Annotated in this window: 19 protein-coding genes; 11 read left to right on the top strand and 8 right to left on the bottom strand. The window is 72.8% G+C overall.

Annotation, left to right across the window (positions count from 1 at the left end; translation table 11 throughout):
• Position 1: 1 nt before the first annotated feature.
• Positions 2-277, bottom strand: a complete 276-nt coding sequence (locus ABD999_RS21690) for a hypothetical protein (protein WP_148029559.1) — start codon at positions 275-277, stop codon at positions 2-4.
• A gap of 109 nt (positions 278-386) precedes the next feature.
• Between ABD999_RS21690 and ABD999_RS21685 the strand changes: the two genes are divergently transcribed.
• Entirely contained in the window at positions 387-764 is a 378-nt protein-coding gene (locus ABD999_RS21685) for a phage holin family protein (RefSeq protein WP_148029558.1), read from the top strand.
• Here ABD999_RS21685 and ABD999_RS21680 read toward each other — a convergent pair.
• From ABD999_RS21680 to ABD999_RS21670, 3 genes are all read right to left on the bottom strand, one after another.
• The gene (locus ABD999_RS21680) at positions 748-1,746 is read right to left on the bottom strand and encodes a LacI family DNA-binding transcriptional regulator (RefSeq protein ID WP_148029557.1); all 999 of its coding nucleotides are present in this window, start codon (positions 1,744-1,746) and stop codon (positions 748-750) included. The two genes, ABD999_RS21685 and ABD999_RS21680, sit on opposite strands and share 17 nt — an antisense overlap.
• A 128-nt stretch (positions 1,747-1,874) precedes the next feature.
• The gene (locus ABD999_RS21675; protein WP_271275401.1) at positions 1,875-2,531 is read right to left on the bottom strand and encodes a (2Fe-2S)-binding protein; all 657 of its coding nucleotides are present in this window, start codon (positions 2,529-2,531) and stop codon (positions 1,875-1,877) included.
• 15 nt (positions 2,532-2,546) lie between these two features.
• Entirely contained in the window at positions 2,547-3,719 is a 1,173-nt protein-coding gene (locus ABD999_RS21670; RefSeq protein WP_271275402.1) for a CynX/NimT family MFS transporter, read from the bottom strand.
• Positions 3,720-3,790: 71 nt separating this feature from the next.
• Between ABD999_RS21670 and ABD999_RS21665 the strand changes: the two genes are divergently transcribed.
• Positions 3,791-4,768 carry a LacI family DNA-binding transcriptional regulator gene (locus ABD999_RS21665; RefSeq protein ID WP_378525188.1) on the top strand — a complete coding sequence of 326 codons (978 nt, stop codon included), beginning with the start codon at positions 3,791-3,793 and terminating at the stop codon, positions 4,766-4,768.
• 250 nt (positions 4,769-5,018) lie between these two features.
• Here ABD999_RS21665 and ABD999_RS21660 read toward each other — a convergent pair whose 3' ends face one another.
• A complete protein-coding gene (locus ABD999_RS21660) occupies positions 5,019-6,260 on the bottom strand; it encodes an MFS transporter (RefSeq protein ID WP_271275403.1) in 1,242 nt (413 codons plus the stop codon).
• 124 nt (positions 6,261-6,384) lie between these two features.
• Here ABD999_RS21660 and ABD999_RS21655 point away from each other — a divergent pair, with 124 nt between their 5' ends.
• The 9 genes from ABD999_RS21655 to ABD999_RS21615 all read left to right on the top strand — a co-directional run bounded on the left by ABD999_RS21655 (position 6,385) and on the right by ABD999_RS21615 (position 17,066).
• Positions 6,385-7,401, top strand: a complete 1,017-nt coding sequence (locus tag ABD999_RS21655) for an ArsR/SmtB family transcription factor (protein ID WP_271275404.1) — start codon at positions 6,385-6,387, stop codon at positions 7,399-7,401.
• Positions 7,402-7,483: 82 nt separating this feature from the next.
• Positions 7,484-8,434, top strand: a complete 951-nt coding sequence (locus ABD999_RS21650) for a sugar-binding transcriptional regulator (RefSeq protein ID WP_271275405.1) — start codon at positions 7,484-7,486, stop codon at positions 8,432-8,434.
• A gap of 193 nt (positions 8,435-8,627) precedes the next feature.
• Complete coding sequence (locus ABD999_RS21645; protein ID WP_271275406.1) at positions 8,628-9,716, top strand: ABC transporter substrate-binding protein; 1,089 nt, start codon at positions 8,628-8,630, stop codon at positions 9,714-9,716.
• A 9-nt stretch (positions 9,717-9,725) separates the two neighbouring features.
• On the top strand, positions 9,726-10,517 hold the full coding sequence (locus ABD999_RS21640) for an ATP-binding cassette domain-containing protein (RefSeq protein WP_271275407.1): 792 nt from the start codon (positions 9,726-9,728) through the stop codon (positions 10,515-10,517).
• An 8-nt stretch (positions 10,518-10,525) separates the two neighbouring features.
• Positions 10,526-11,785 carry a sugar ABC transporter permease gene (locus ABD999_RS21635; RefSeq protein ID WP_345482852.1) on the top strand — a complete coding sequence of 420 codons (1,260 nt, stop codon included), beginning with the start codon at positions 10,526-10,528 and terminating at the stop codon, positions 11,783-11,785.
• A complete protein-coding gene (locus tag ABD999_RS21630) occupies positions 11,782-13,257 on the top strand; it encodes an FGGY-family carbohydrate kinase (protein WP_271275409.1) in 1,476 nt (491 codons plus the stop codon). Before ABD999_RS21635 ends, ABD999_RS21630 begins: the two co-directional genes overlap by 4 nt.
• Complete coding sequence (locus ABD999_RS21625; RefSeq protein WP_271275410.1) at positions 13,254-14,990, top strand: FGGY-family carbohydrate kinase; 1,737 nt, start codon at positions 13,254-13,256, stop codon at positions 14,988-14,990. Before ABD999_RS21630 ends, ABD999_RS21625 begins: the two co-directional genes overlap by 4 nt.
• A gap of 400 nt (positions 14,991-15,390) precedes the next feature.
• Entirely contained in the window at positions 15,391-16,026 is a 636-nt protein-coding gene (locus ABD999_RS21620) for a histidine phosphatase family protein (protein ID WP_219543739.1), read from the top strand.
• On the top strand, positions 16,023-17,066 hold the full coding sequence (locus ABD999_RS21615; RefSeq protein ID WP_148029549.1) for a 2-hydroxyacid dehydrogenase: 1,044 nt from the start codon (positions 16,023-16,025) through the stop codon (positions 17,064-17,066). Before ABD999_RS21620 ends, ABD999_RS21615 begins: the two co-directional genes overlap by 4 nt.
• Here ABD999_RS21615 and ABD999_RS21610 read toward each other — a convergent pair.
• The 3 genes from ABD999_RS21610 to ABD999_RS21600 are packed head-to-tail and all read right to left on the bottom strand — an operon-like array spanning position 17,029 to position 20,123.
• Positions 17,029-17,895, bottom strand: coding sequence for a carbohydrate ABC transporter permease (locus ABD999_RS21610; protein ID WP_219543737.1), 867 nt, complete (start codon positions 17,893-17,895; stop codon positions 17,029-17,031). The two genes, ABD999_RS21615 and ABD999_RS21610, sit on opposite strands and share 38 nt — an antisense overlap.
• Positions 17,892-18,773 (bottom strand): carbohydrate ABC transporter permease, encoded by an 882-nt coding sequence (locus ABD999_RS21605; RefSeq protein ID WP_148029547.1) that lies wholly within the window; start codon positions 18,771-18,773, stop codon positions 17,892-17,894. Before ABD999_RS21605 ends, ABD999_RS21610 begins: the two co-directional genes overlap by 4 nt.
• Before the next feature lie 60 nt (positions 18,774-18,833).
• A complete protein-coding gene (locus ABD999_RS21600) occupies positions 18,834-20,123 on the bottom strand; it encodes an ABC transporter substrate-binding protein (RefSeq protein ID WP_271275411.1) in 1,290 nt (429 codons plus the stop codon).
• Between the last annotated feature and the right edge of the window lie 51 nt (positions 20,124-20,174).

The raw sequence follows: 20,174 nt of genomic DNA, 5'->3' as shown, positions 1-20,174 counted from the left end.
GCTAGGCGTCGGGATGCTCGCGTAGATACTCAAGGTAGACGGGGCGCAGCGCCGCCCCCAGGTTGCCCTCGCCCGCGGTCATCGCGTCGCTCAGCAGCGCCGAGACGCGGGTGAGGTCGGCCGTCGTCTCGCTCGCGTGGCCGGTGGCCGCCTCGGCCGCGGGGATCACCTTGAGCAGGTTCCACAGGAACCCGAGGTCCCCATGGCGGACGGCGTAGCGCACGGCGCGTTCGTGCAGCTCGCTGTCCGACAGCGTTTCGAGTCCGGTGGCGTCCATCTCGCTCCTCCCTGGTAACCTCCCCCTTTCCCGGGCGAGCGGGGCGGTAACGCATCGGGATCCGCTCCGGCCTATCCGTATGGCGACGGCAGTGGGAGGATCAAGCAGCGTGAGATTCATCATCAGAACCCTCGCGGCCGCGGTCGCGCTCTGGGTGGCGGTCCAGTTCCTCGACGGCATCGACGTGACGGCGCCGGAGTATTCGGCGAGCTACTGGGGCACGCTCCTCGTCGTCGCGCTGATCTTCGGCCTCATCAACGCCATCGTCAAACCCATCGTGAAAGGCCTCGGGTGCGCGCTGATCGTGCTCACCCTCGGGTTGTTCCTGCTGGTCATCAACGCCGCCATGCTGCTGCTGACCAGCTGGGTGGCCGGCCAGCTGAGCATCCCCTTCCATGTCGACTCCTTCTGGCCCGACGCGTTCTTCGGCGCGATCATCATCAGCGTGGTGACCTGGCTGCTCAGCTGGCTCATCCCCGACGACTGAGGTCGGCCACCGACTCGCGCTCGCGCAGGGTGGGCAGCTGGACGACGCGCCGGCGCTCGCCCTGGCCGTCGGCCGCGTCGGTCATGAGGCGGACGGCCGCGCCGACGATGCCGTCGATGTTCCAGTCGACGGTGGACAGCTCGGGAGTGAGCAGGCCGGACATCGGGTGGTCGTCGTAGCCCATCACCGAGACGTCGCCGGGGATCGACAGCCCCAGCTCGCGGGCGGCGGCGTAGACGCCGTAGGCGATGGAGTCGGCGAAGCAGAAGACGGCGCTCGGCCGGGCGCCGCCGAGCAGGTCGCGGGCGGCCCGCGTGGCGGCGATCGGGCCGTGCGCGGCGCTCGCCACCTCGATGTCGAGGCCCAGCCGCTCGGCCTCGGCCAGGACGTGCACGTCGGCGGGACGGTCGGGGGTGCTGGGCCGGGTGGGGGTGAGCACGCCGACGCGGCGGTGGCCGAGCGCCCGCAGGTGCTCCAGCGCGAGCGTGACGCCGCGCCGGTTGTCGAAGACGACCTCGGCGGCGGTGCCGCGCAGCGAGTCGCCGACCGCGACCACCGGCAGCGACGCGCACAGCTCGGGCCAGAACGGCGCGGCGGGATCGAGCGGCTGCACGATGAGGCCGTCGACGCGCTGGTCACGCAGCTGGCCGGCGAGCGCCCGCTCGCGCGCGGGGTCGCCGGCGGCGTCGAGGATGAGCGCGTAGCGGTCGCGTTCGCGCAGGCCCCTGCTGATGCCCACGGCCAGCGACTGCTGCCAGAGGTCCTCCAGCGAGGCGCAGAGCACCCCGATCATGCCGGTGCGGCCGCTGGCCAGGGCGCGGGCGATCGGGTCGGCCTCGTAGCCGAGCTCGGCCGCGGCGGCGCGGACCCGCTCGACGGTCTCGGGCGCGACCTGCACGCCGCGCAGCGCGTAGGAGACGGCGGCCTGGGACAGGCCCGTGGCGCGCGCCACCTCCCGGATCGTCGCTCGCTTGCGGGGCATCCCGCCACGATAAACGCCGCCACCGACATTCCGGTGACCGCGTGGTAACGCCCCGGTCACGCCGCGCGTTCAGGCACTCCACGCCCCGCGATCAGACGCCATCCAAGCCGCCGTCCCCGGGTCCGTGTTCAGGCGGCGGGCTTCCTCAGCACGCAGCAGCTCCCGCACGGCTCGGCGTCCGGCAGCGTCACCCACAGGCAGCAGGTACGGCGGAAGTATCCGTCGCCGGACGGCTCGATCAGTCCGTCGACCGGCTCGCCGACGCGCCTGAGCAGGTCCATGTAGTCGCCGGGCACCATCGAGATCAGAGGGTGCGCGAACGCCTCGGCCGTCGAGCCCCACAAGGTCCGCTTGCCCACCCTGGCCATCGAGCCGATCGCCTTGACCAGGGGCCGCTGCGACTCCGCCAGCGCCTCCCGGATCGCGCCGGCGCCCTCCGTCCAGCTCACCCGGCTCGCCGCGATCGTCACCCCGGCGTCGGAGCGCCTGACGTACGTGTCGGCCAGCTTCATGATCGGCACGCGCCCGTCCAGCGCCCAGCCGAGCGCCATCGGCAGCGTGTGCCAGTAGCCGTAGGTCTTCCAGAACAGCGCCGCGCCGACGTGGCGTGGCGCGTTCCAGCGCGCCGCCGTCTCGTCGACCAGCTCGCCCAGCACCGTGTACGGCTCCCGCACCAGACCGGCGACGGCCGTCCAGCTCTCGTCGGGCTCGATGACCAGGCCCGGCTCCACGCCCAGCACGCCACCGCGCTCGGCGGCGACGCGTTCCAGCACCTCGGTCAGCACCCCGGAACCCCTTCGTTAAAGGTTAGCCTTGCCTAAGGTAGCAGGGCGTCCCGCGAACCATCCGGTGACCAGCTGCGCGCCCACCACGCCCAGCCCGGCCGCCAGCGGCACGGACCAGCCACCGGACACCTGCCCCAGATACCCGAACAGCAGCGGGCCGAGCGCCGCAATCACGTACCCGAGCGACTGCGCCACCGCGGACAGCGCCGTCACCGCCGCCGGGTCGGCCGGGCGCAGCGCGATGATCAGCAGCGCCAGCGCGAACGACGCGCCCTGCCCGATGCCCAGCACGATCATCCACAGCCACGGCACCGTCGTCGGCGCCACCAGCACCCCCAGGTAGCCGAGGCCGGTCAGCACACCCGCCGCCATCACGTACGGCACCTGCGACGCCCGCCGCCCGGCCACGACCGGCACCCCCAGCGTGGCGGCCACCTGGACCAGGGTCGTCAGCCCGAGCAGGTAACCGGCCTGGCCGGCGGGCAGCCCGGCGTCCAGGAAGATCTTCGGCAGCCACGTCAGCATGATGTAGAACGTCGCCGACTGCAGCCCCATCCAGGCCGTCACCTGCCAGGTCACCCGGCTGCGCAGGACCGCCCGGATGGGCCGCGGCCCCTGCGGGGGGAGCACCTGCCTGCCGAACACCTGCGGCAGCCAGAGCAGGGCGGCGGCCAGGGCGGGCACGGCCATCAGCGCCGACACGCCGCGCCAGTCGTGACCGGTGGCGTTCTCCAACGGGATGACCAGGGCCGAGGCGCCCGCCGCGCCGCCCACGATGGCCGAGGAGTAGACGCCGGTCAGCAGGTTCAGCCGGTGGGGGAAGTGCTGCTTGACGATGGCGGGCATGATCACGTTCATCACGGCGATGGCCGTCGCCGCGACGGCCGAGCCCACGTACAGGACAGGGGCGCCGTCGAGGACCCGCAGCACCACCCCGAGCGCGAGCAGCAGCAGGCCGGCCAGGAGCGTGCGGTCCAGCCCGATGCGGCGGGCGAGCAGCGGCGCCAACGGCCCGAACACGCCCAGGCAGATCACCATGACCGTGGAGATGCCGCCGGCCCCTGCGGGGCTGAGCCCGACGTCGGTCATGATTTCGTCGAGGAGCGGTGAGACCCCGGCGATGGCGGGCCGGAGGTTCAGCCCGGCCAGCACGATGCCGGCGACGAGCAGTGCGGATCTGAACGACATCGGGTTCCTCCTGTCGCACAGTGCTTTTGACAACGTTGTCCGGCACTGCGAGGTGAGAAAGGATCCTAGACGTGAGACCGACGATGAAGGACGTCGCCTCGGCCGCGGGCGTCGCGCTCAAGACCGTGTCCCGCGTGGTCAACGGCGAGCCCGGCGTGCATCCGGCGACCGCCGACCGGGTGCGCGCCGCCATCGACCGGCTCGGCTACAGCCGCAACGAGAGCGCCCGCGTGCTGCGCCGGGGCCGCACCGCCACCATCGGCCTGGTCATCGAGGACGTCGCCGACCCCTTCTACGCCGGGCTGAGCCGGGCCGTGGAGTCCGTGGCCGCCGCCCACGGGTGCCTGCTGCTCAGCGGGTCGTCGAGCGAGGACCCGGAGCGCGAGCGGGAGCTGGTTCTCACGTTCTGCGCGCGGCGGGTCGACGGGCTGATCGTGGTGCCCGCCGGCGAGGACCACTCCTACCTGCGGCCCGAGCTCGACGCGGGCACCCCGGCCGTGTTCGTGGACCGGCCGCCGGGGCCGGGGATCGACGTCGACACGGTGCTCGCCGACAACGCGGGCGGCGCGGCCCTGGCCACCCGGCACCTCGTCGCGCACGGGCACAGCAGGATCGCGTTCCTCGGCGACGAGCCGTCGATCTTCACGGCCGCGCGGCGGCTGCACGGCTTCCGGACCGCGCTGGGTCACCTCTACGACGAGCGGCTGGTGTGCATGCGGTCCCCCGCGCTCGACACCGTACGGGCGGCGCTCGACCGGATGCTGGCCCTGGACCGGCCGCCGACGGCGGTGTTCACCGGCAACGGGCGGCTCACCGTGACGGCCCTGCGCGCGCTGGCGGGGCGGCGCGGGCCGGCGGTGGTCGGGTTCGACGACTTCGAGCTGTCGGACCTGCTCGGCGTGACGGTGGTGGCGCAGGATCCGGCGCGCATGGGGCGGGTGGCGGCCGAGCTGCTGTTCCGCAGGCTCTCAGGCGACACCGGACCCGCCGAGCACCCGGTGCTGCCGGTCGGCCTCGTCCCCCGCGGCTCCGGCGAGCTGCCCCCGTGAGACCCGCGGAGATCGACGCGCCGCAGCCGAGAGCTTCGGCCGACCGATTCCCCTCCCTGACGCGGGCGGCCCCGTCAGCGGACGCGGTCCCGAACCCGGACCTACGGCGGGCTGAGCGGGCCGTCAGGCACGCATGACGGCGCCGAGCCCGAGGGGTTTCCCAAAAGGTCGTGATTTTTCTGAACTTACGGCAGGGCCGACGGGCCTCAGGCACCCGTTGCGGCGCCCTGCCCGAGAGGGGATCAACGGATCAGGGGGTTCGGGTGGGGGTCTGTTCGGCGGTGATTCTCCCCGGGGCGGGCTCCGGGCGGAGGGGCCGCCACAGGGCCAGGGCGGCGAGGACGCCGGCGGCGCCCGCGACCACGATCCCGAGCCGGGGCGAGAACACCTCCCCCACGACGCCGATGAGCGCCGCGCCCACCGCCTGCCCGGTCATCAGCCCCGTCGACAGCAGCCCGAACGCCTGCCCGCGCACGTCCTCGGGCACCGCGTCGACGAACCGGCGCTGCAGCCCGAGCTGGTAGGCGAGGCCCGCGGCCGCGACGGCGGCGAGGGCGGCGGCCCACCCGACGCCGGGCGCGGCCAGGAACCCCAGCCACGGCACCCCGAGCAGCACCGCCAGCGGCAGCGAGAGCCGCTCCCGCAGCGCCGGCGCGGCGAACCGGCCGACGGCGAACTCCCCCACCGCCATCCCGGCGGCGGCCGCGGCCAGCACCACGCCGGCCTTGCCCTGCCCGCCCAGGTACGGCACGATCATCGCCTCGCCCCCGGCAAGGAACAGCGGCGGCACCCACGACGCCAGCAGCAGCCCGCGCACCCGCCGGTCGGCGAGCAGCACTCTGTTGACCCGCAGCGTGGTCCGCACCGCTCCGGAAGCGGAGCCCCGCCGGTCAGTCTGGCGGGGCGGACTGGGCGGAAGGCCGAGGCGGAGGATCAGGGCGCCGAAGGCGGAGAGCGCGGCGGTGGCCGCGAGGGCGCCCTGGGGGCCGGTGGCGGCCAGGAAGGCGCCCCCCACGGCCAGGCCGCCGATCTGGGCTCCGGCCGAGGTGACGCCCAGGAGCGACCGTCCCAGGACGAACGCGTCACCGGGCAGCACGTCCGGCAGCATGGCGCTGCGCGCGGCGCCGAAGACGGGCGAGAACAGCCCCGTGACCAGCACCAGCGCCAGCATCGCCCAGACCGGCAGCCCCGCGTACGCCAGCAGCAGGCACACCACCACCCTGACCAGCTCGCCCACCACCATGAGCCCCCGCGCGGGCAGCCGGTCGGCCAGCGACAGCAGGAACATGCCACCGACGATGTACGGCAGCCAGCCCACCATGTAGGCGGCCGCGGCCAGCCCGGGCGAGCCGCTCTCCGCGTACACCAGCACCGACAGCGCCAGCATCTTGATCGAGTCGCCGGACACCAGCAGCGCGAAGCTGCCGAACAGCACCCGGAACTCGCGGACGGCGAACACCTCGCCGTAGGTCGCCGCGCGTTCGGTGGACAAGGCGGATCTCCTCAGGAGGGATGGGAGGGGCGGCCCCGGAGGGAGGGCCGGGGCCGCCCCGTCTGTTCATCCGATGGTGGCCGGGGTCCGAGCTCGCGGCGAAGCTTTCGGATATAACCGAAAGATGGTGTACAAGATCGAGGTCACCCCACAGGACGTGGCCGCCAGCCGGTTCGCCATCTCGCCGCTGATCGAGACCATGCACGCGCAGTGGCTGCTCGACGGCCGCGGACCGGCGGGCGTGCACCGGCAGTGGGTGGACCGGTGGCGGCCGGCGTACCGGGAGCTGACGCGCCGCCACCCGGCGCTGCGCGCCACGGCCGTGATCTCCGGCAACCGGGGCGACGCGAACGTGGACTTCATCGCGCCCCCGCCCACCGGTGTGGGCGTGCCGTTCGAGGCGGAGCTGTCCGCCGTCAGGGAGACCCCCATCGAGCAGGCGCACGCCGAGATCGCCGCGGTGCTGGCCCGCCGCCCGCCGGCCGCCGAGGAGGCCAGGGCCCTGCTGCTCGGCGCCGACGTGGTGCGGCTCATCGCCGACGCGTACGAGGCGCTCTGGACGGAGATCGTGTCCAGGGAGTGGCCGCACTTCCAGGCGATCCTGGAGCGGGACGTGGTGCACCGGGCAGGGCGGCTGGCGGCCTACGGGTGGGCGGCGGCGCTCGACGGCCTGAGCGAGCAGGTGCGCTGGAACGGCGCCGGCCACATCGAGATCGCGATGGGCACGCAGGACGAGTGGTACCGGCTGGGCGGCAAGGGGCTGCTGTTCCTGCCGTCGGCGTTCATCGGCAACCTGGGCGCGTACCTGGAGGAGGCGTGGCCGTCCGCGCTGGTCTACCCCGCCCGCGGGATCGCGGCCGGGCGGCGCCGGGCGGGGGCCGGTCTGGCGCGGCTGATCGGGCGCACCCGCGCCCGCGTCCTGGAGGAGCTGGCCGCGCCGGCCACGACCACCCACCTGGCCGCGCTGCTCGGGCAGAGCCTCGGCACCACGGGCGGCCACCTGGCTGCGCTGCGCGAGGCGGGGCTGATCAGCGGCACCCGGACCGGCCGCAGCGTCCTGTACGCGCGCACCCCGCTGGGCGACGCCCTCGTCACGGGCGCGATCCGGTCAGGCATCCCGGATTCACGCCAGGGTCGCTAGCCTTTCTTCCGGGCGGCGCGAAGGTATAGTCGAGCGCATACGTTCAGCACAATTGTTCAGAGAATCCCCAGGGAGCGCGCGCATGAATGTCGACGCCGCACAGGAAGCCCGCTTCCCCCAGGAGCTGATGTACGCCGCGGCGTCGCAGTACTACCTCCACGACGCCACCCAGGCCGACATCGCCAAGCGGCTGGGCGTCAGCAGGGCGACCGTGAGCCGGCTGCTGACCGAGGCGCGCAGGCAGGGCATCGTCGAGATCAAGGTGCACCGCCCCGAACGGCTGGCCGGAGGCCACCTGGCGAGCGAGGTCGCCGCCGCGCTGAACCTCCACGACGTCCACCTCGTCCCCAAGGTCAGCGGCCCCGCGCTGGGCCCGTGGCTGGCCCCCGGCCTGGCCAAGGCGCTGGCGGCGGTGGGGCTGGAGTCGGGCGACGTGGTGCTGGTGTCGTCGGGCAGCACCGTGTACGAGTGCGCGCGCGAAGGGCTCGGCCGCTTCCCCGGCGTGCGGATCGCCCCGGCGGTCGGCGGGCAGCAGGACCCGCAGCCCTGGTTCCAGACCAACGAGACCACCCGCCTGCTGGCCGACCAGGTCGGCGGCGTGCCCCACTACCTGTACGCGCCCGCGCTGCCTGGCCCCGAGCTGTTCTACTCGCTGCAGCACGAGCCGTCGGTGCGCCGGGTGATGGACCTGTGGGCGCAGGCCAGGTGCGCGGTCGTGGGCGTCGGCTCGCCGCCGCTGACGCGCCAGGTCGTGCCCGCGTTCGTGCCGCGCGACGAGCCCAGCCTGCGCAGGGCCGTGGGCGACGTCTGCTCGCGCTTCTACGACCGCGACGGCGAGCCGGTCGGCTATCCGGGCAGCGAACGCCTGGTCGCGGCCGGCCTGGAGGAGCTGCGGCGCATCCCGCACTCGATCGCCGTCGCCGTGGGCGGGGAGAAGGTGGCCTCGATCATCGCGGGTGCCAGGGGCGGCTACTTCAACCGGCTCGTGACCGACGCGCTGACCGCCGAGAGCATCCTCGCCGCCACGCGTTGAGCACCACGCCGGGGTGAACCCGGCGTCGTCCGCATGCCTAGAGTGTGAACACTCGTGCTGGACAAATGTTCTGGCCCCGGCTAGCGTGATGCCCACCACAGGACGTGGCCCGACAGGCGCGTCATTGGTCGCATTCGGGGGACGCGACGCATACGAGATCGTCCGCTGGACGTAGCGAGTGAGGAAAGAACCCGTGAAGAGAATCAAGATGCGGACGTCCGCCTTCGCCGCCGTGGCGGTCCTCGCGACTTCGGCGCTGGCCGCGTGCGGCTCGACCGGCGGCGACGGTGCGGCGACCAGCGGCGCCGAGGGCGGCGCGGAGAACGCCAAGGTGGCGTTCCTCATGCCCGACCTCGCCTCCACCCGGTACGAGCAGCAGGACAAGCCGCTGTTCGAGGCCAAGATGAAGGAGCTCTGCCCCAGCTGCTCCGTCATCTACCAGAACGCCGACTCCGACGCCGCCAAGCAGCAGCAGCAGGCGAACTCCGCGCTGGCCCAGGGCGTCAAGGCGATCGTGATCGACCCCGTCGACTCCACCGCGGCGGCCACCATCGTGCGCGCCGCGCAGGCGCAGCAGGTGCCGATCATCGCCTACGACCGGCCGATCCCGTCCACTCCGGCCGACTACTACATCTCGTTCGACAACGAGAAGATCGGCTCGCTGATCGCCCAGTCGCTGGTCGACCACCTCAAGGCGGAGAACGCCGAGGGCGGCATCCTCCAGGTGAACGGCTCCCCGACGGACGCCGCGGCCGGCCTGATCAAGAAGGGCATCCACAGCGCCGTCGACCCCAGCGGCTTCAAGCTGCTGGCCGAGTACGACACGCCCGAGTGGAGCCCGGAGAAGGCGCAGACCTGGGTCAGCGGCCAGATCACCCAGTTCGGCGACGACATCGTCGGCGTGGTCGCGGCCAACGACGGCACCGCCAGCGGCACCATCGCCGCCTTCAAGGCTGCGGGCAAGGACGTGCCGCCGGTCACCGGCAACGACGCGGAGATCGCCGCCGCCCAGCGCATCATCAAGGGCGACCAGTACAACACGATCTCGAAGCCGATCAAGATCGTCGCCGAGGCCGCCGCGGACGTCGCGTACAAGTTCATGCAGGGCCAGAAGCCCGAGGGCAAGGACTCCCTGTACGACACGCCCTCCGAGCTCTTCGTCCCGACGGTCGTGACGAAGGAGAACGTCAAGGAGGTGCTGTTCGACAGCGGCATCATGAAGGCCTCCGAGGTGTGCACCGGCGAGTACGCCGAGGGCTGCGCCGCGCTCGACATCAAGTAAGGGGTCCCCGTGTCGCCCACTCAGCAGCCGGACGCAGTCCTGTCCCTGCGCGGCATCAGCAAGACCTTCGGGGCCGTCGCCGCGCTCACCGACATCGAGCTCGACGTGGCCCCGCACCAGGTCGTCGCGGTGGTCGGCGACAACGGCGCCGGGAAGTCCACGCTGGTCAAGATCCTCTCAGGGGTGCATCCGCCGGACTCGGGGACGATCACGTTCGCCGGCCGTGAGGTCGACATCCCCAACCCGGCGGCGGCGCACAAGCTCGGCATCGCCACCGTCTTCCAGGACCTGGCGCTCTGCGAGAACCTCAACGTGATCCAGAACCTGTTCCTGGGCCAGGAGATCCGCCCGCTGCGCCTGAACGACGTGGCGATGGAGACGCGTTCGTGGGAGCTGCTCCGGCAGCTCTCCGCGAAGATCCCGAGCGTGCGGGTCCCGGTGGCGGCGCTGTCCGGGGGCCAGCGCCAGACGGTGGCGATCGCCAGGTCGCTGCTCGGCGACCCGGAGATCATCATCCTGGACGAGCCGACGGCCGCGCTGGGCGTCGCCCAGACGGCCGAGGTGCTCAACCTGGTCGAGCGGCTGCGCGAGAACGGCCTGGGCGTGATCATGATCAGCCACAACATGGCCGACGTGAAGGCCGTGGCCGACAAGGTCGCGGTGCTCAGGCTCGGCCGCAACAACGGCGTCTTCGACGTCGGCGACGTCTCCGCCGAAGACATCATCGCCGCGATCACCGGGGCCACCGACAACGCGGTGGCCCGGCGGGCGTCCCGGCGTCAGGAAGGGCTCCCGTCATGAAGGACACGGTGAACAGCACGACGGACGGCACGACGGGCGGCACGGTCGCCACCGACCACCAGGACGAGCGGCTGCAGCGGCGCGAGGGCCTGCGCGGCGCGTTCACCGACGTGGTCGAGCGGGCGCGCGGCGGCGACCTCGGCGTGATCCCGGTCGTGGTCGGGCTGATCGTCATCTGGAGCGTGCTGCAGATCCTCAACCCGATCTTCCTGTCCAGCCAGAACCTGGTGAACCTGACGATGGAGTCGGCCGCGGTCGGCGTCATCGCGCTGGGCATCGTCTGCGTCCTGCTGGTCGGCCAGATCGACCTGTCCGTCGGCTCGGTCAGCGGCCTGTCGGGCGCGGTGCTGGCGGTGCTCTTCGTGGACCAGGGGCTGCCGGCCTGGGTGGCGATCTCGGCCGCGGTCATCATCGGCGCCGCCGTCGGCTGGGTGTACGCGCAGCTGTTCAACAGGTTCGGCGTGCCCAGCTTCGTCATCACGCTCGCGGGCCTGCTCGGCTTCCTCGGCCTGCAGCTGTACGTGCTCGGCACCAAGGGCGCGATCAACCTGCCGTTCGACTCGGGGCTGGTGAACTTCGCCCAGCTCGCCTTCGTGCCCGCCTGGCTTTCGTACACGCTCGCGGTGGTCGCGGCCGGGTGGCTGTTCGCGAGCGGCTACCTGCACGCCAGGGAGCGCCGCAAGGCCGGGCTGTCGTCGAAGAGCACCTCGGCGCTGGTCGTGCGGAGCGCCGCGCTGCTGGTGGCGCTGCTGTTCATGGTCTGGTACCTGGGACAGACGCGCGGCGTCGGCTGGATGTTCGTGTTCTTCGTCGCGCTGGTGCTGGTCATGCACTACCTGCTCTCGCGTACGCGGTGGGGCAGGTCGGTGTACGCGGTCGGCGGCAACGTCGAGGCCGCCAGGCGCGCCGGCATCAACGTCAGGACCATCTACACCTCGGTGTTCGTGCTCTGTTCCTCCTTCGCGGCGGTCGGCGGCATCCTCGCCGCGGCCCGGCTCGCGGCGGCCAACCAGAGCAGCGGCGGCGGCGACGTGAACCTCAACGCCATCGCCGCGGCGGTCATCGGCGGCACGAGCCTGTTCGGCGGGCGCGGCACCGCGTTCGGCGCGCTGCTCGGCATCATCGTCATCCAGTCGATCTCCAGTGGCCTGACGCTGCTTAACCTCGACTCCTCCATCCGCTTCATGGTCACCGGGGCCGTCCTGCTCCTGGCGGTGGTCGTCGACTCCGTCTCGCGCCGGTCGAGGACCTCGCACGGCAGGGCATGATGGCGGCCATCTGCGTCGACGCGGGCACCACGGTGATCAAAGCCGTCGGCTACGACGCCCGGGGCGCCGAGTCCGCGGTGTCCAGGCGGCCCACGACCGTCTCCAGACCCGTCCCCGGACACGCCGAGCAGGACATGGCCGCGGTCTGGGACGCCGTCGAGGCGACCGTGCGCGAGGTGGCCGCCGCGCTCGGCGAGCCGGTGGACTTCGTGGCCGTGACCGCGCAGGGCGACGGCTGCTGGCTGGTCGACTCCGCCGGCGAGCCCACCGGCCCGGCCATCCTGTGGAACGACGGCCGCGCGGCCGGGATCGTCGACGGCTGGACCCGGTCCGGGCTGGCCGCGCGGGCCTTCCGGGTCAACGGCTCGTCGGCGGCCTCCGGGCTGCCGCACGCGGTCCTCGCCTGGCTGAAGGAGCACGACCCCGCACGACTGGCCCGCTCCGCCGCCGCACTCACCTGCGGCGGCTGGATCTTCGCGCGGCTGACCGGCGAGCTCGCCGCCGACGAGTCCGACGCCTCCGCCCCGTTCATGGACCTGCGCGCCCGCCGCTACGCGCCCGAGTTGCTTGAGCTGTTCGGGCTGGAATGGGCGGAGCGGCTGCTGCCCGGGATCCGCGACGACGACCGGCGCACGGCCGGGCTGTCGAAGCGGGCGGCGGAGCGGCTCGGGCTGGCCGAGGGCACGCCCGTGGTGCTGGCCCCGTACGACATCGTCACGACCGCGCTCGGCGCGGGCGCGGTCAGCCCGGGACAGGCGTGCGGCATCCTCGGCACCACGCTCTGCGTGGAGACCCTGGTCGAACGGCCGGACCTGGACGGCGACCCGGTCGGCATCACGATCGCGGCGCCGGGCGGCTACCTGCGCGCCTTCCCCACGTTCGCCGGCACCGAGGTGATCCAGTGGGCCTGCCGGATGCTCGGCCTGGACCGGCCCGCCGAGCTGAGCGAGCTGGCCGCGCGGAGCGAACCGGGGGCGCGCGGGCTGGCGTTCCTGCCCTACTTCTCCCCCGCCGGTGAGCGGGCGCCGTTCTCCGACCCGTACGCCAGGGGCGCGTTCCTCGGCATGTCCGTCGAGCACGGCCGCGAGCACCTCGCCCGCGCCGTGCTGGAAGGGCTCACGCTCGTCGTCCAGGACTGCCTGGCCGCCACCGGCGCCGCCCCGCGCGAGCTGCGGGTCTGCGGCGGCGGCTCGGCGAGCGGGCTGTGGCTGCGGCTCATCGCCGCCGTCACCGGGCTGCCGGTGCTGCGCCCGGCCGACGCCGAGGTCGGCGCGAGGGGCGCCTTCCTCGTCGGGCTCGCCGCCACCGGCGCCGCGACGATCCAGGACGCCGCCGCCCGGCACGTGCGGCTCGGTGACGTCGTGGAGCCCGAGCCCGGCCCGTACGCGAGCGCGTACCGGGACTTCCTGACCCTGCGCGAGCACGCGGCCCGGTCCTGGCCGCTGCTCGCCGAGATGCGGAGCAGGTCATGAGCGCGTGGATCGGGATCGACCTCGGCACCCAGAGCGTGCGCGCGATGGTCGTGGACGCCGGCGGGCGGGTGCTCGGCGCGGCCGTCCGCCCGCTGACCAGCCGCCGCGACGGCGTCCGGCACGAGCAGGACCCCGAGGAGTGGTGGCAGGCGCTGGCCGCGGCCACCCGCGAGGCGCTGCGCGACGTGCCCGCCGGGCGGATCGAGGGGGTCGCGGTCGACGCCACGTCCGGCACGATCCTGCTCACCGCGCCGGACGGGACGCCGCTGACGCCCGCGCTCATGTACGACGACAGGCGCGCCGCCGGGTTCGTGGACCGGGTGAACGAGGTGGGCGCGCCGGTCTGGGAGCGGCTGGGTTACCGGCGCATGCAGGCCAACTGGGCGCTGCCCAAGCTGCTGTGGCTGCTCGGCGACGCCCCGGCGGGGGCCCGCCTGGCCCACCAGAGCGACTTCGTCAACCGCCGGCTAGCCGGGCGCGAGGTGGCGACCGATCTGGGCAACGCGCTCAAGACCGGGGTGGACCTGATCGACGAACGCTGGCCGTCCGACGTCCTGTCCGCGCTCGGGGTGCCCGCCGGCGTGCTGCCCGCCGTGGTACGTCCCGGCACCCGCGTCGGCGAGGTCTGCGCGGAGGCGGCCAGGGCCACCGGCATCCCCCGGGGCACCCCGGTGATCGCGGGGACCACCGACGGGTGCGCCGCCCAGCTCGGCGCGGGCGCGCTGACCCCCGGGAGCTGGAACTCCGTCCTGGGCACCACCCTCGTGCTCAAGGGCGTCACCCGCGAGCCGGTGCGCGACCCGCTCGGCGTCGTCTACTCACACCGCGCCCCGGACGGGTCCTGGCTCCCGGGCGGCGCGTCGAGCACCGGCGCCGGCGTCCTCTCCCGCGACCTCCCGGGCCGCGACCTCGACGCCCTGTCCCTGGAAGCCGCCACCCGCTACGCCCCCGCAACCTCCACAGGTCTCACGCACGGCCGCTCGGGCTCCTCAGGTGCCACGTACGGTCGCGTGGACTCCCCGGGTGGCACGTACGGTCGCCGGGACTCCGCAGCCGTGGACGGCGCGTACGGTCGCCGGGACTCCGCAGCCGTGGATGGCGCGTACGGCCGCAGGAGCTCCTCGGACGTGGACAGTCCTTACGGTCGCGGGACCACCGTGGGCGCGTACCCTGCGGGCCGGGGTGGAGGCGGCGGCCCGCTGGATCCGGCGGGGCTGCCGATCACGTATCCGCTGGTCTCGCGGGGTGAGCGGTTCCCGTTCGCGGCGCCGGACGCCGAGGGTTTCACGCTCGGGGACCCCGCCGACGACGTGGAGCGGTATGTCGCGATCCTGCTCGGCGCGGCGTTCGTCGAGCGGCTCTGCTTCGACTACCTCGACCTGCTCGGCGCCCCCGTGGACGGCGAGATCATCCTCACCGGCGGCGCCACCCGCAGCGCGTACTGGACCCAGCTCCGCGCCGACGTCCTCGGCCGTCCGGTGACCCTCCGGGAGAACGCCGAACCGGCACTCGGCATGGCCGTCCTGGCAGCCGGGGCCACAGGCACGTCCGGAACCGCGGGCACGACCGGCGCCGCAGACGCCGCCGCCCGCATGATCCGCACCCGCGAGGTCGTCCAACCCTCCGGCGCCGACCTGCGCGACCCGTACCTGCGCTTCGTCACCGCCCTGGAAGAGCGCGGCTGGCTCCCCACCCCCGCCGCCGCCCACGCCCGCCAAAGGAGCGAGCGATGATTCCGCCCGCACACACAACGCGGCCCACCCAGGGCGCGCGGCCAACGCATGCGGCGCAGCCCGCAAGGGTGCGGCCCGTGGCCGAGCCTCAGCCGTCGCAGGCGGCACAACCCCCGCGAGCGGCGCGGCCCGCGGCCGAGCCTCAGCCCTCACAGGCGGCACAACCCCCGCGAGCGGCGCGCCCCGTGGACAAGCCGCAGCCCACACATGGCGCGCAGCCAACCGCAGGGGCGCAGCCCGCCAGGGTGCGGCCCGTAAGGGTGCGGCCCGTGGCCGAGCCTCAGCCGTCGCAGGCGGCACGACCCTCGCGAGCGGAACCGCCGCGAGTGGAGCCGGACGAGGGCGGGGCGCGGTTTGCGGGGCTGGTGGGGATCGTTGGAAACGGGATGAGGGGGACGTGGTGACCGACGCAAGGGCCGCGACGCTGGTGCTGGTGCGGCATGGTGAGACCGTCTGGCACGCCGAGAACCGCTACGCGGGGATCAGCGACGTGGAGCTGACCCCGCGCGGTCACGAGCAGGCGCGGCAGCTGGCCGGATGGGCCGCCGGGGCGGGACTGAGCGCGGTGTGGGCGTCCACGCTGAGCCGGGCCCAGATCACCGCCGGTGCCAGCGCCGAGGCGGCCGGGGTGCGGCTGCGGGTGGACGAGCGGCTGCGGGAGCTGGACTTCGGCCAGGCCGAAGGGCTGACCGCGCGGGAGATGCGCGAGCGTTTCCCCGAGGCCCGCGCCGCCTTCGAGGCCGACCCCGGCGCGAACCCGCTGCCCGGCGGCGAGGACCCGGCCGCCGCCGCGGACCGGTTCACGGCCGCGCTGCGCGACATCGCCGCCGCCGACCCGGACGGGCGGGTGCTCGTCGTCGCGCACACCACCGCCATCAGGATCGCCCTGTGCCGCCTCGTCGGCGTGCCGCTCGGCGAGTACCGGCGGCTGTTCCCGCGCCTGGACAACTGCGCCCTCACCGAGCTGCGCCTGCGCGACGACGCGCCCCGGGCCGCGATCCTGCAGTACAACACCCCGATTGGAGCCGTTCGTTGACCATCCGAGTGCTTGCCGCCGGCGACCACTTCGTCCGGAACGACCTGCTGGCCGGCGCGCTGCGCCGCGAGGTCGCCGGTGGCCTGGCGATCAGCGAGCTCACCCTGCCGTGGCCGGTCGTCCCGTTCGGCCCCGTGGGCGAGGTCGACGAGGCGTCGGACGTGGAGGACGAGCTGATCGCCGCGCTGCGGGGCGTGGAGGTGTGCGTGACCCAGATGGCCCCGCTCACCAGGCGCGTCCTCGACGCCTGCCCCGACCTGCGGCTGTTCTGCGTCAGCCGGGGCGGCCCGGTGAACGCCAACCTGGAGGCCGCCACCGAGGCCGGCGTGGCGGTCACCTTCGCCCCCGGGCGCAACGCGGTGGCCACCGCGGAGCACACGATGGCGCTGCTGCTCGCCGCCACCCGCCGGATCCCGCAGACGCACGGCGACCTGGCCGGGGGCGTCTGGCGCGGCGACTACTACACCTACGACAGGGTGGGCCCGGAGCTGGAGGGCAGCACGGTCGGCCTGGTCGGCTACGGCGCGATCGGCCGCCGGGTGGCCCGCATGGTGGAGGGCTTCGGGGCCGAGGTGCTCGTGTACGACCCGTACGTGGACGTGCCGGGACAGGTGGAGCTGGACGAGCTGCTGCGCCGCTCCCGGTTCGTGTCGCTGCACGCGCGGGCCACGCCCGAGACCACCGGCATGATCGGCGCCGAGCAGCTCGCGCTGATGCCGCGCGGCTCGGTGCTGGTCAACTGCGCGCGCGGCGCGCTGCTCGACTACGACGCGCTCTGCGACGCGCTGGAGTCGGGCCACCTGTTCGGCGCCGGCGTGGACGTCTTCCCCGAGGAGCCGATCCCGGCCGGCTCGCGGCTGCTCGCCGCGCCGAACCTGGTGATGACCCCGCACCTGGCCGGCGCCAGCAAGGAGACGGCCATGAAGGCCGCCTCCATCGTGGCCGCCGACGTGGCCAGGTACGCCCGCGGTGAGCCGCCGGCGCACTGCGCCAACCCCGCCGTCACCCTTTCAGCGCGCCGGCCATCAGGCCGCGCATGAAGAACCGGCCGAGCAGCACATAGATGAGCATGGTCGGGATCGACGCCAGGATGGCCGCGGCCATCTGCTGGCTGTAGGGGGTGGCCTGGGCGCCGGCGATGTTGTTCAGCATCACCGTGGCCGGCCAGCTCTGCGGGCCGGTGAGGAAGACGGCGAACAGGAAGTCGTTCCACAGCGAGGTGAACTGCCAGATGATCACCACCGCGATGGCCGGCCCCGACACCGGCAGGACGACCGACCAGTACGTGCGCAGCATCCCCGCCCCGTCCACCCGCGACGCCTCGATCAGCTCGTCCGGGATCGTCACGTAGTAGTTGCGGAAGATCAGCGTGGAGATCGGGATCCCGTACACCACGTGGGCCAGCACCAGCCCGGGGATGCCGCCGTACCAGACGCCCTGCATCCCGGTCAGCTCGTTCAGCCCGACGAGCAGCTGCACCAGCGGGATCATCACGCCCTGGTACGGGATGAACATGCCGAACAGGAACAGCGTGAACAGCACGTCCGCGCCGGGGAAGCGCCACTTGGAGAGCACGTACCCGTTCATCGAGCCGAGCGCGCACGACAGGATCGAGCCGGGCACGGCCAGCAGCACGCTGTTCCACAGGCCGGGCGCGAGCTTCTCCCACGCCACCCGCCACGCCTCGAACGTCCACGTCTGCGGCAGGTTCCACGCCTGGCCGGGGTCCGCTTCGGTGAGCGGCTTGAAGCTGGTGACCAGCAGCACGTAGATGGGGATCAGGAAGATCACCACGAACGCGATCAGGACCGCCAGCTTCGCGAGCGAGAAGGCCCGGCGCCTGCGCCCCGCCACCGCGACCGCCGTCATGGCCGCCTCTCCTTACGTACGGACCAGATCAGGTACGGGATCACGAAGACGGCCACGCTGAGCACGATGTAGGAGGCGATGGTCGCCCCCTTGGCCGGATCGTGGGAGTCGAAGACCGCCACCCACATGAACACCGCCGGCACGTCGGTGATGACCTGCTTGCCGGAGACCGCCACGATCAGGTCGAACACCTTGAGCGAGATGTGCCCGAGGATGATCAGCGCCGACAGGGTGACCGGGCGCAGCAGGGGCAGCACCACGTGCCGGTAGACGCCCCACTCGGTGCAGCCGTCCACCCGCGCCGCCTCCCGCAGCTCCTCGGGGACGCCGCGGAACCCCGCCAGGAATAACGCCATGACATATCCGGACATCTGCCAGATAGCAGGGATGGCCATGGCCGCCATCCCCCAGTCCGGGTCCCGGAACCACTGCCACTGCGGCAGCCCGAGCCAGTCGAACATCCGGTTCAGCCCGACCGCCCGCTCGTCCTGGCCCGAGTTCATCAGCCACCGCCACACGATGCCGGTGGCGACGAACGACACGGCCATCGGGAACAGGTAGATCGCCCGGAACGTGCCCTCGCCGCGGACGCCCTTCTCCATCAGGAACGCCAGGAACCACCCGAGCACCAGCGCCCCGGCCACGAACACGACCGTGAACATGATCGCGTGGTTGACCGACAGATGCCATCGGGCCTCGTCCCAGATGCCGATGAAGTTCGTCAGCCCGACGAACTCCCCCTCGGACACCTCGTCGTGCTTGTCCGTCATGGCCAGCTGGAAGTTCCACCCCAGCATGCCGTACACGAACACGCCGATCGCCACGATCGACGGCGCGACGAGGAGCAGCCCCGGGAGCCAGGCGCGCACTCGTCTCACCGACCACTCCCTCCGTGAAAAGGCACGGCAGGCGCGTGCCGCGCCTGCCGTGCCGTCGTCCTACTGGGCGTTCGCCGCCGCGGCGTCCGCCAGGCCCTTCTGCAGCGCGGCCACGTCCTGCGTGCCGAGGAACAGGCCGACCTGCGTGTTGATCTCGGCCAGCCACGGCTGGTTGACCGCGACGCCGTGCTGGATGGAGCCGGCGAGCTTGTCGGCCGACCAGTCCTTCAGCGCGTCCGCCAGATAGTCGGTGTAGAGCGCCTGGTCGGCGTCCTTGCGGGCGGGGATGGAGCCCTTCTTCGGGTTGAACGCGTCCTGGCCCTCCTTGCTGGCGGCGACCTTCAGCCACGCGACGGCGCCGTCACGGTTCTTGGCGCCCTTGGGGAGCGTGAAGCTGTCCGACAGCCACAGGTACGTGCCCTCGGTGCCGGGAGAGGGCGCCCAGTCGAAGTCGGTCTTCGACGTCTTGCCGAGGCCGCCCTCCGGCGGGTTGTGGAAGTAGCCGTACGCCCAGTCGCCCATGACGTTGAACGCGGCCTCGCCGTCGGCCACCTGCTTGGCTGCGGGCTGCCAGTCGTCCTGCGGGTCTCCCGCGTACGACATGATCTTCTTGAAGTCCTCCAGCGCCTTGGTCACCCCGGCGCCGTTCCAGTCGGCGCCCGGCAGGAACAGGGCGTTGTAGGCGTCGGTGCCGAGCGAGCCGAGCAGCACGCTCTCCAGCAGGTGGACCGCGGTCCACTCGGAGCCGATCGACAGGGGGATCTTGCCGGTTGCCTTGACCTTCTCCAGGGCCGTGAGGAACTCCTCGATGCTCTTCGGCGCGCCGGCCACGCCGGCCTCCTTGAGCACGGCCGGGTTGAACCACAGGACGTTCGACCTGTGGATGTTGACCGGCACCGAGTAGATCTTGCCGTCCACGCTGATCTGCTCGATGAGCTGGGAGGGGAAGACGTCCTGCAGCTTCAGCTCGTCGTAGAGGAAGTTCAGCTCCTCCAGGTCGCCCGCCTTGATGTAGCCCTGCAGCTCGGCGCCCGCGTGTCCCTGGAACGTGTCCGGCGGGGTGTCGGCCTGCAGCTTGGAGGCGAGCAGCGCCTTGGCCTTGTCGCCCGAGCCGCCCGCCACGGCGGCGTCGAAGAACGTCTGGCCGGGATTCTGCTGCTCGAAGATCTGCCGCATGGCCTGCAGGCCGTCGGCCTCGCCGGGGCCGGTCCACCACGAGAAGACCTCGACCTGCTGCTTCCCGCTGCTCGGCTGGCCGCCGGCCGTGTCACCACCGCCGCCGCCGCAGGCGGAAAGGCCCAGCACGCTCGCAAAAGTGATCGCGGCGGCTGCCATCCACCGTCGTCTCATCGCACACCATCCCTTCGAGAAGCCCCCGAACTTCGGTGAGTTGACAACGTT

The sequence above is a fragment of the Nonomuraea ferruginea genome (assembly GCF_039540635.1).
Classification (GTDB): Bacteria; Actinomycetota; Actinomycetes; order Streptosporangiales; family Streptosporangiaceae; genus Nonomuraea; species Nonomuraea ferruginea.
This window is presented reverse-complemented; position numbering and strand designations above follow the sequence as displayed.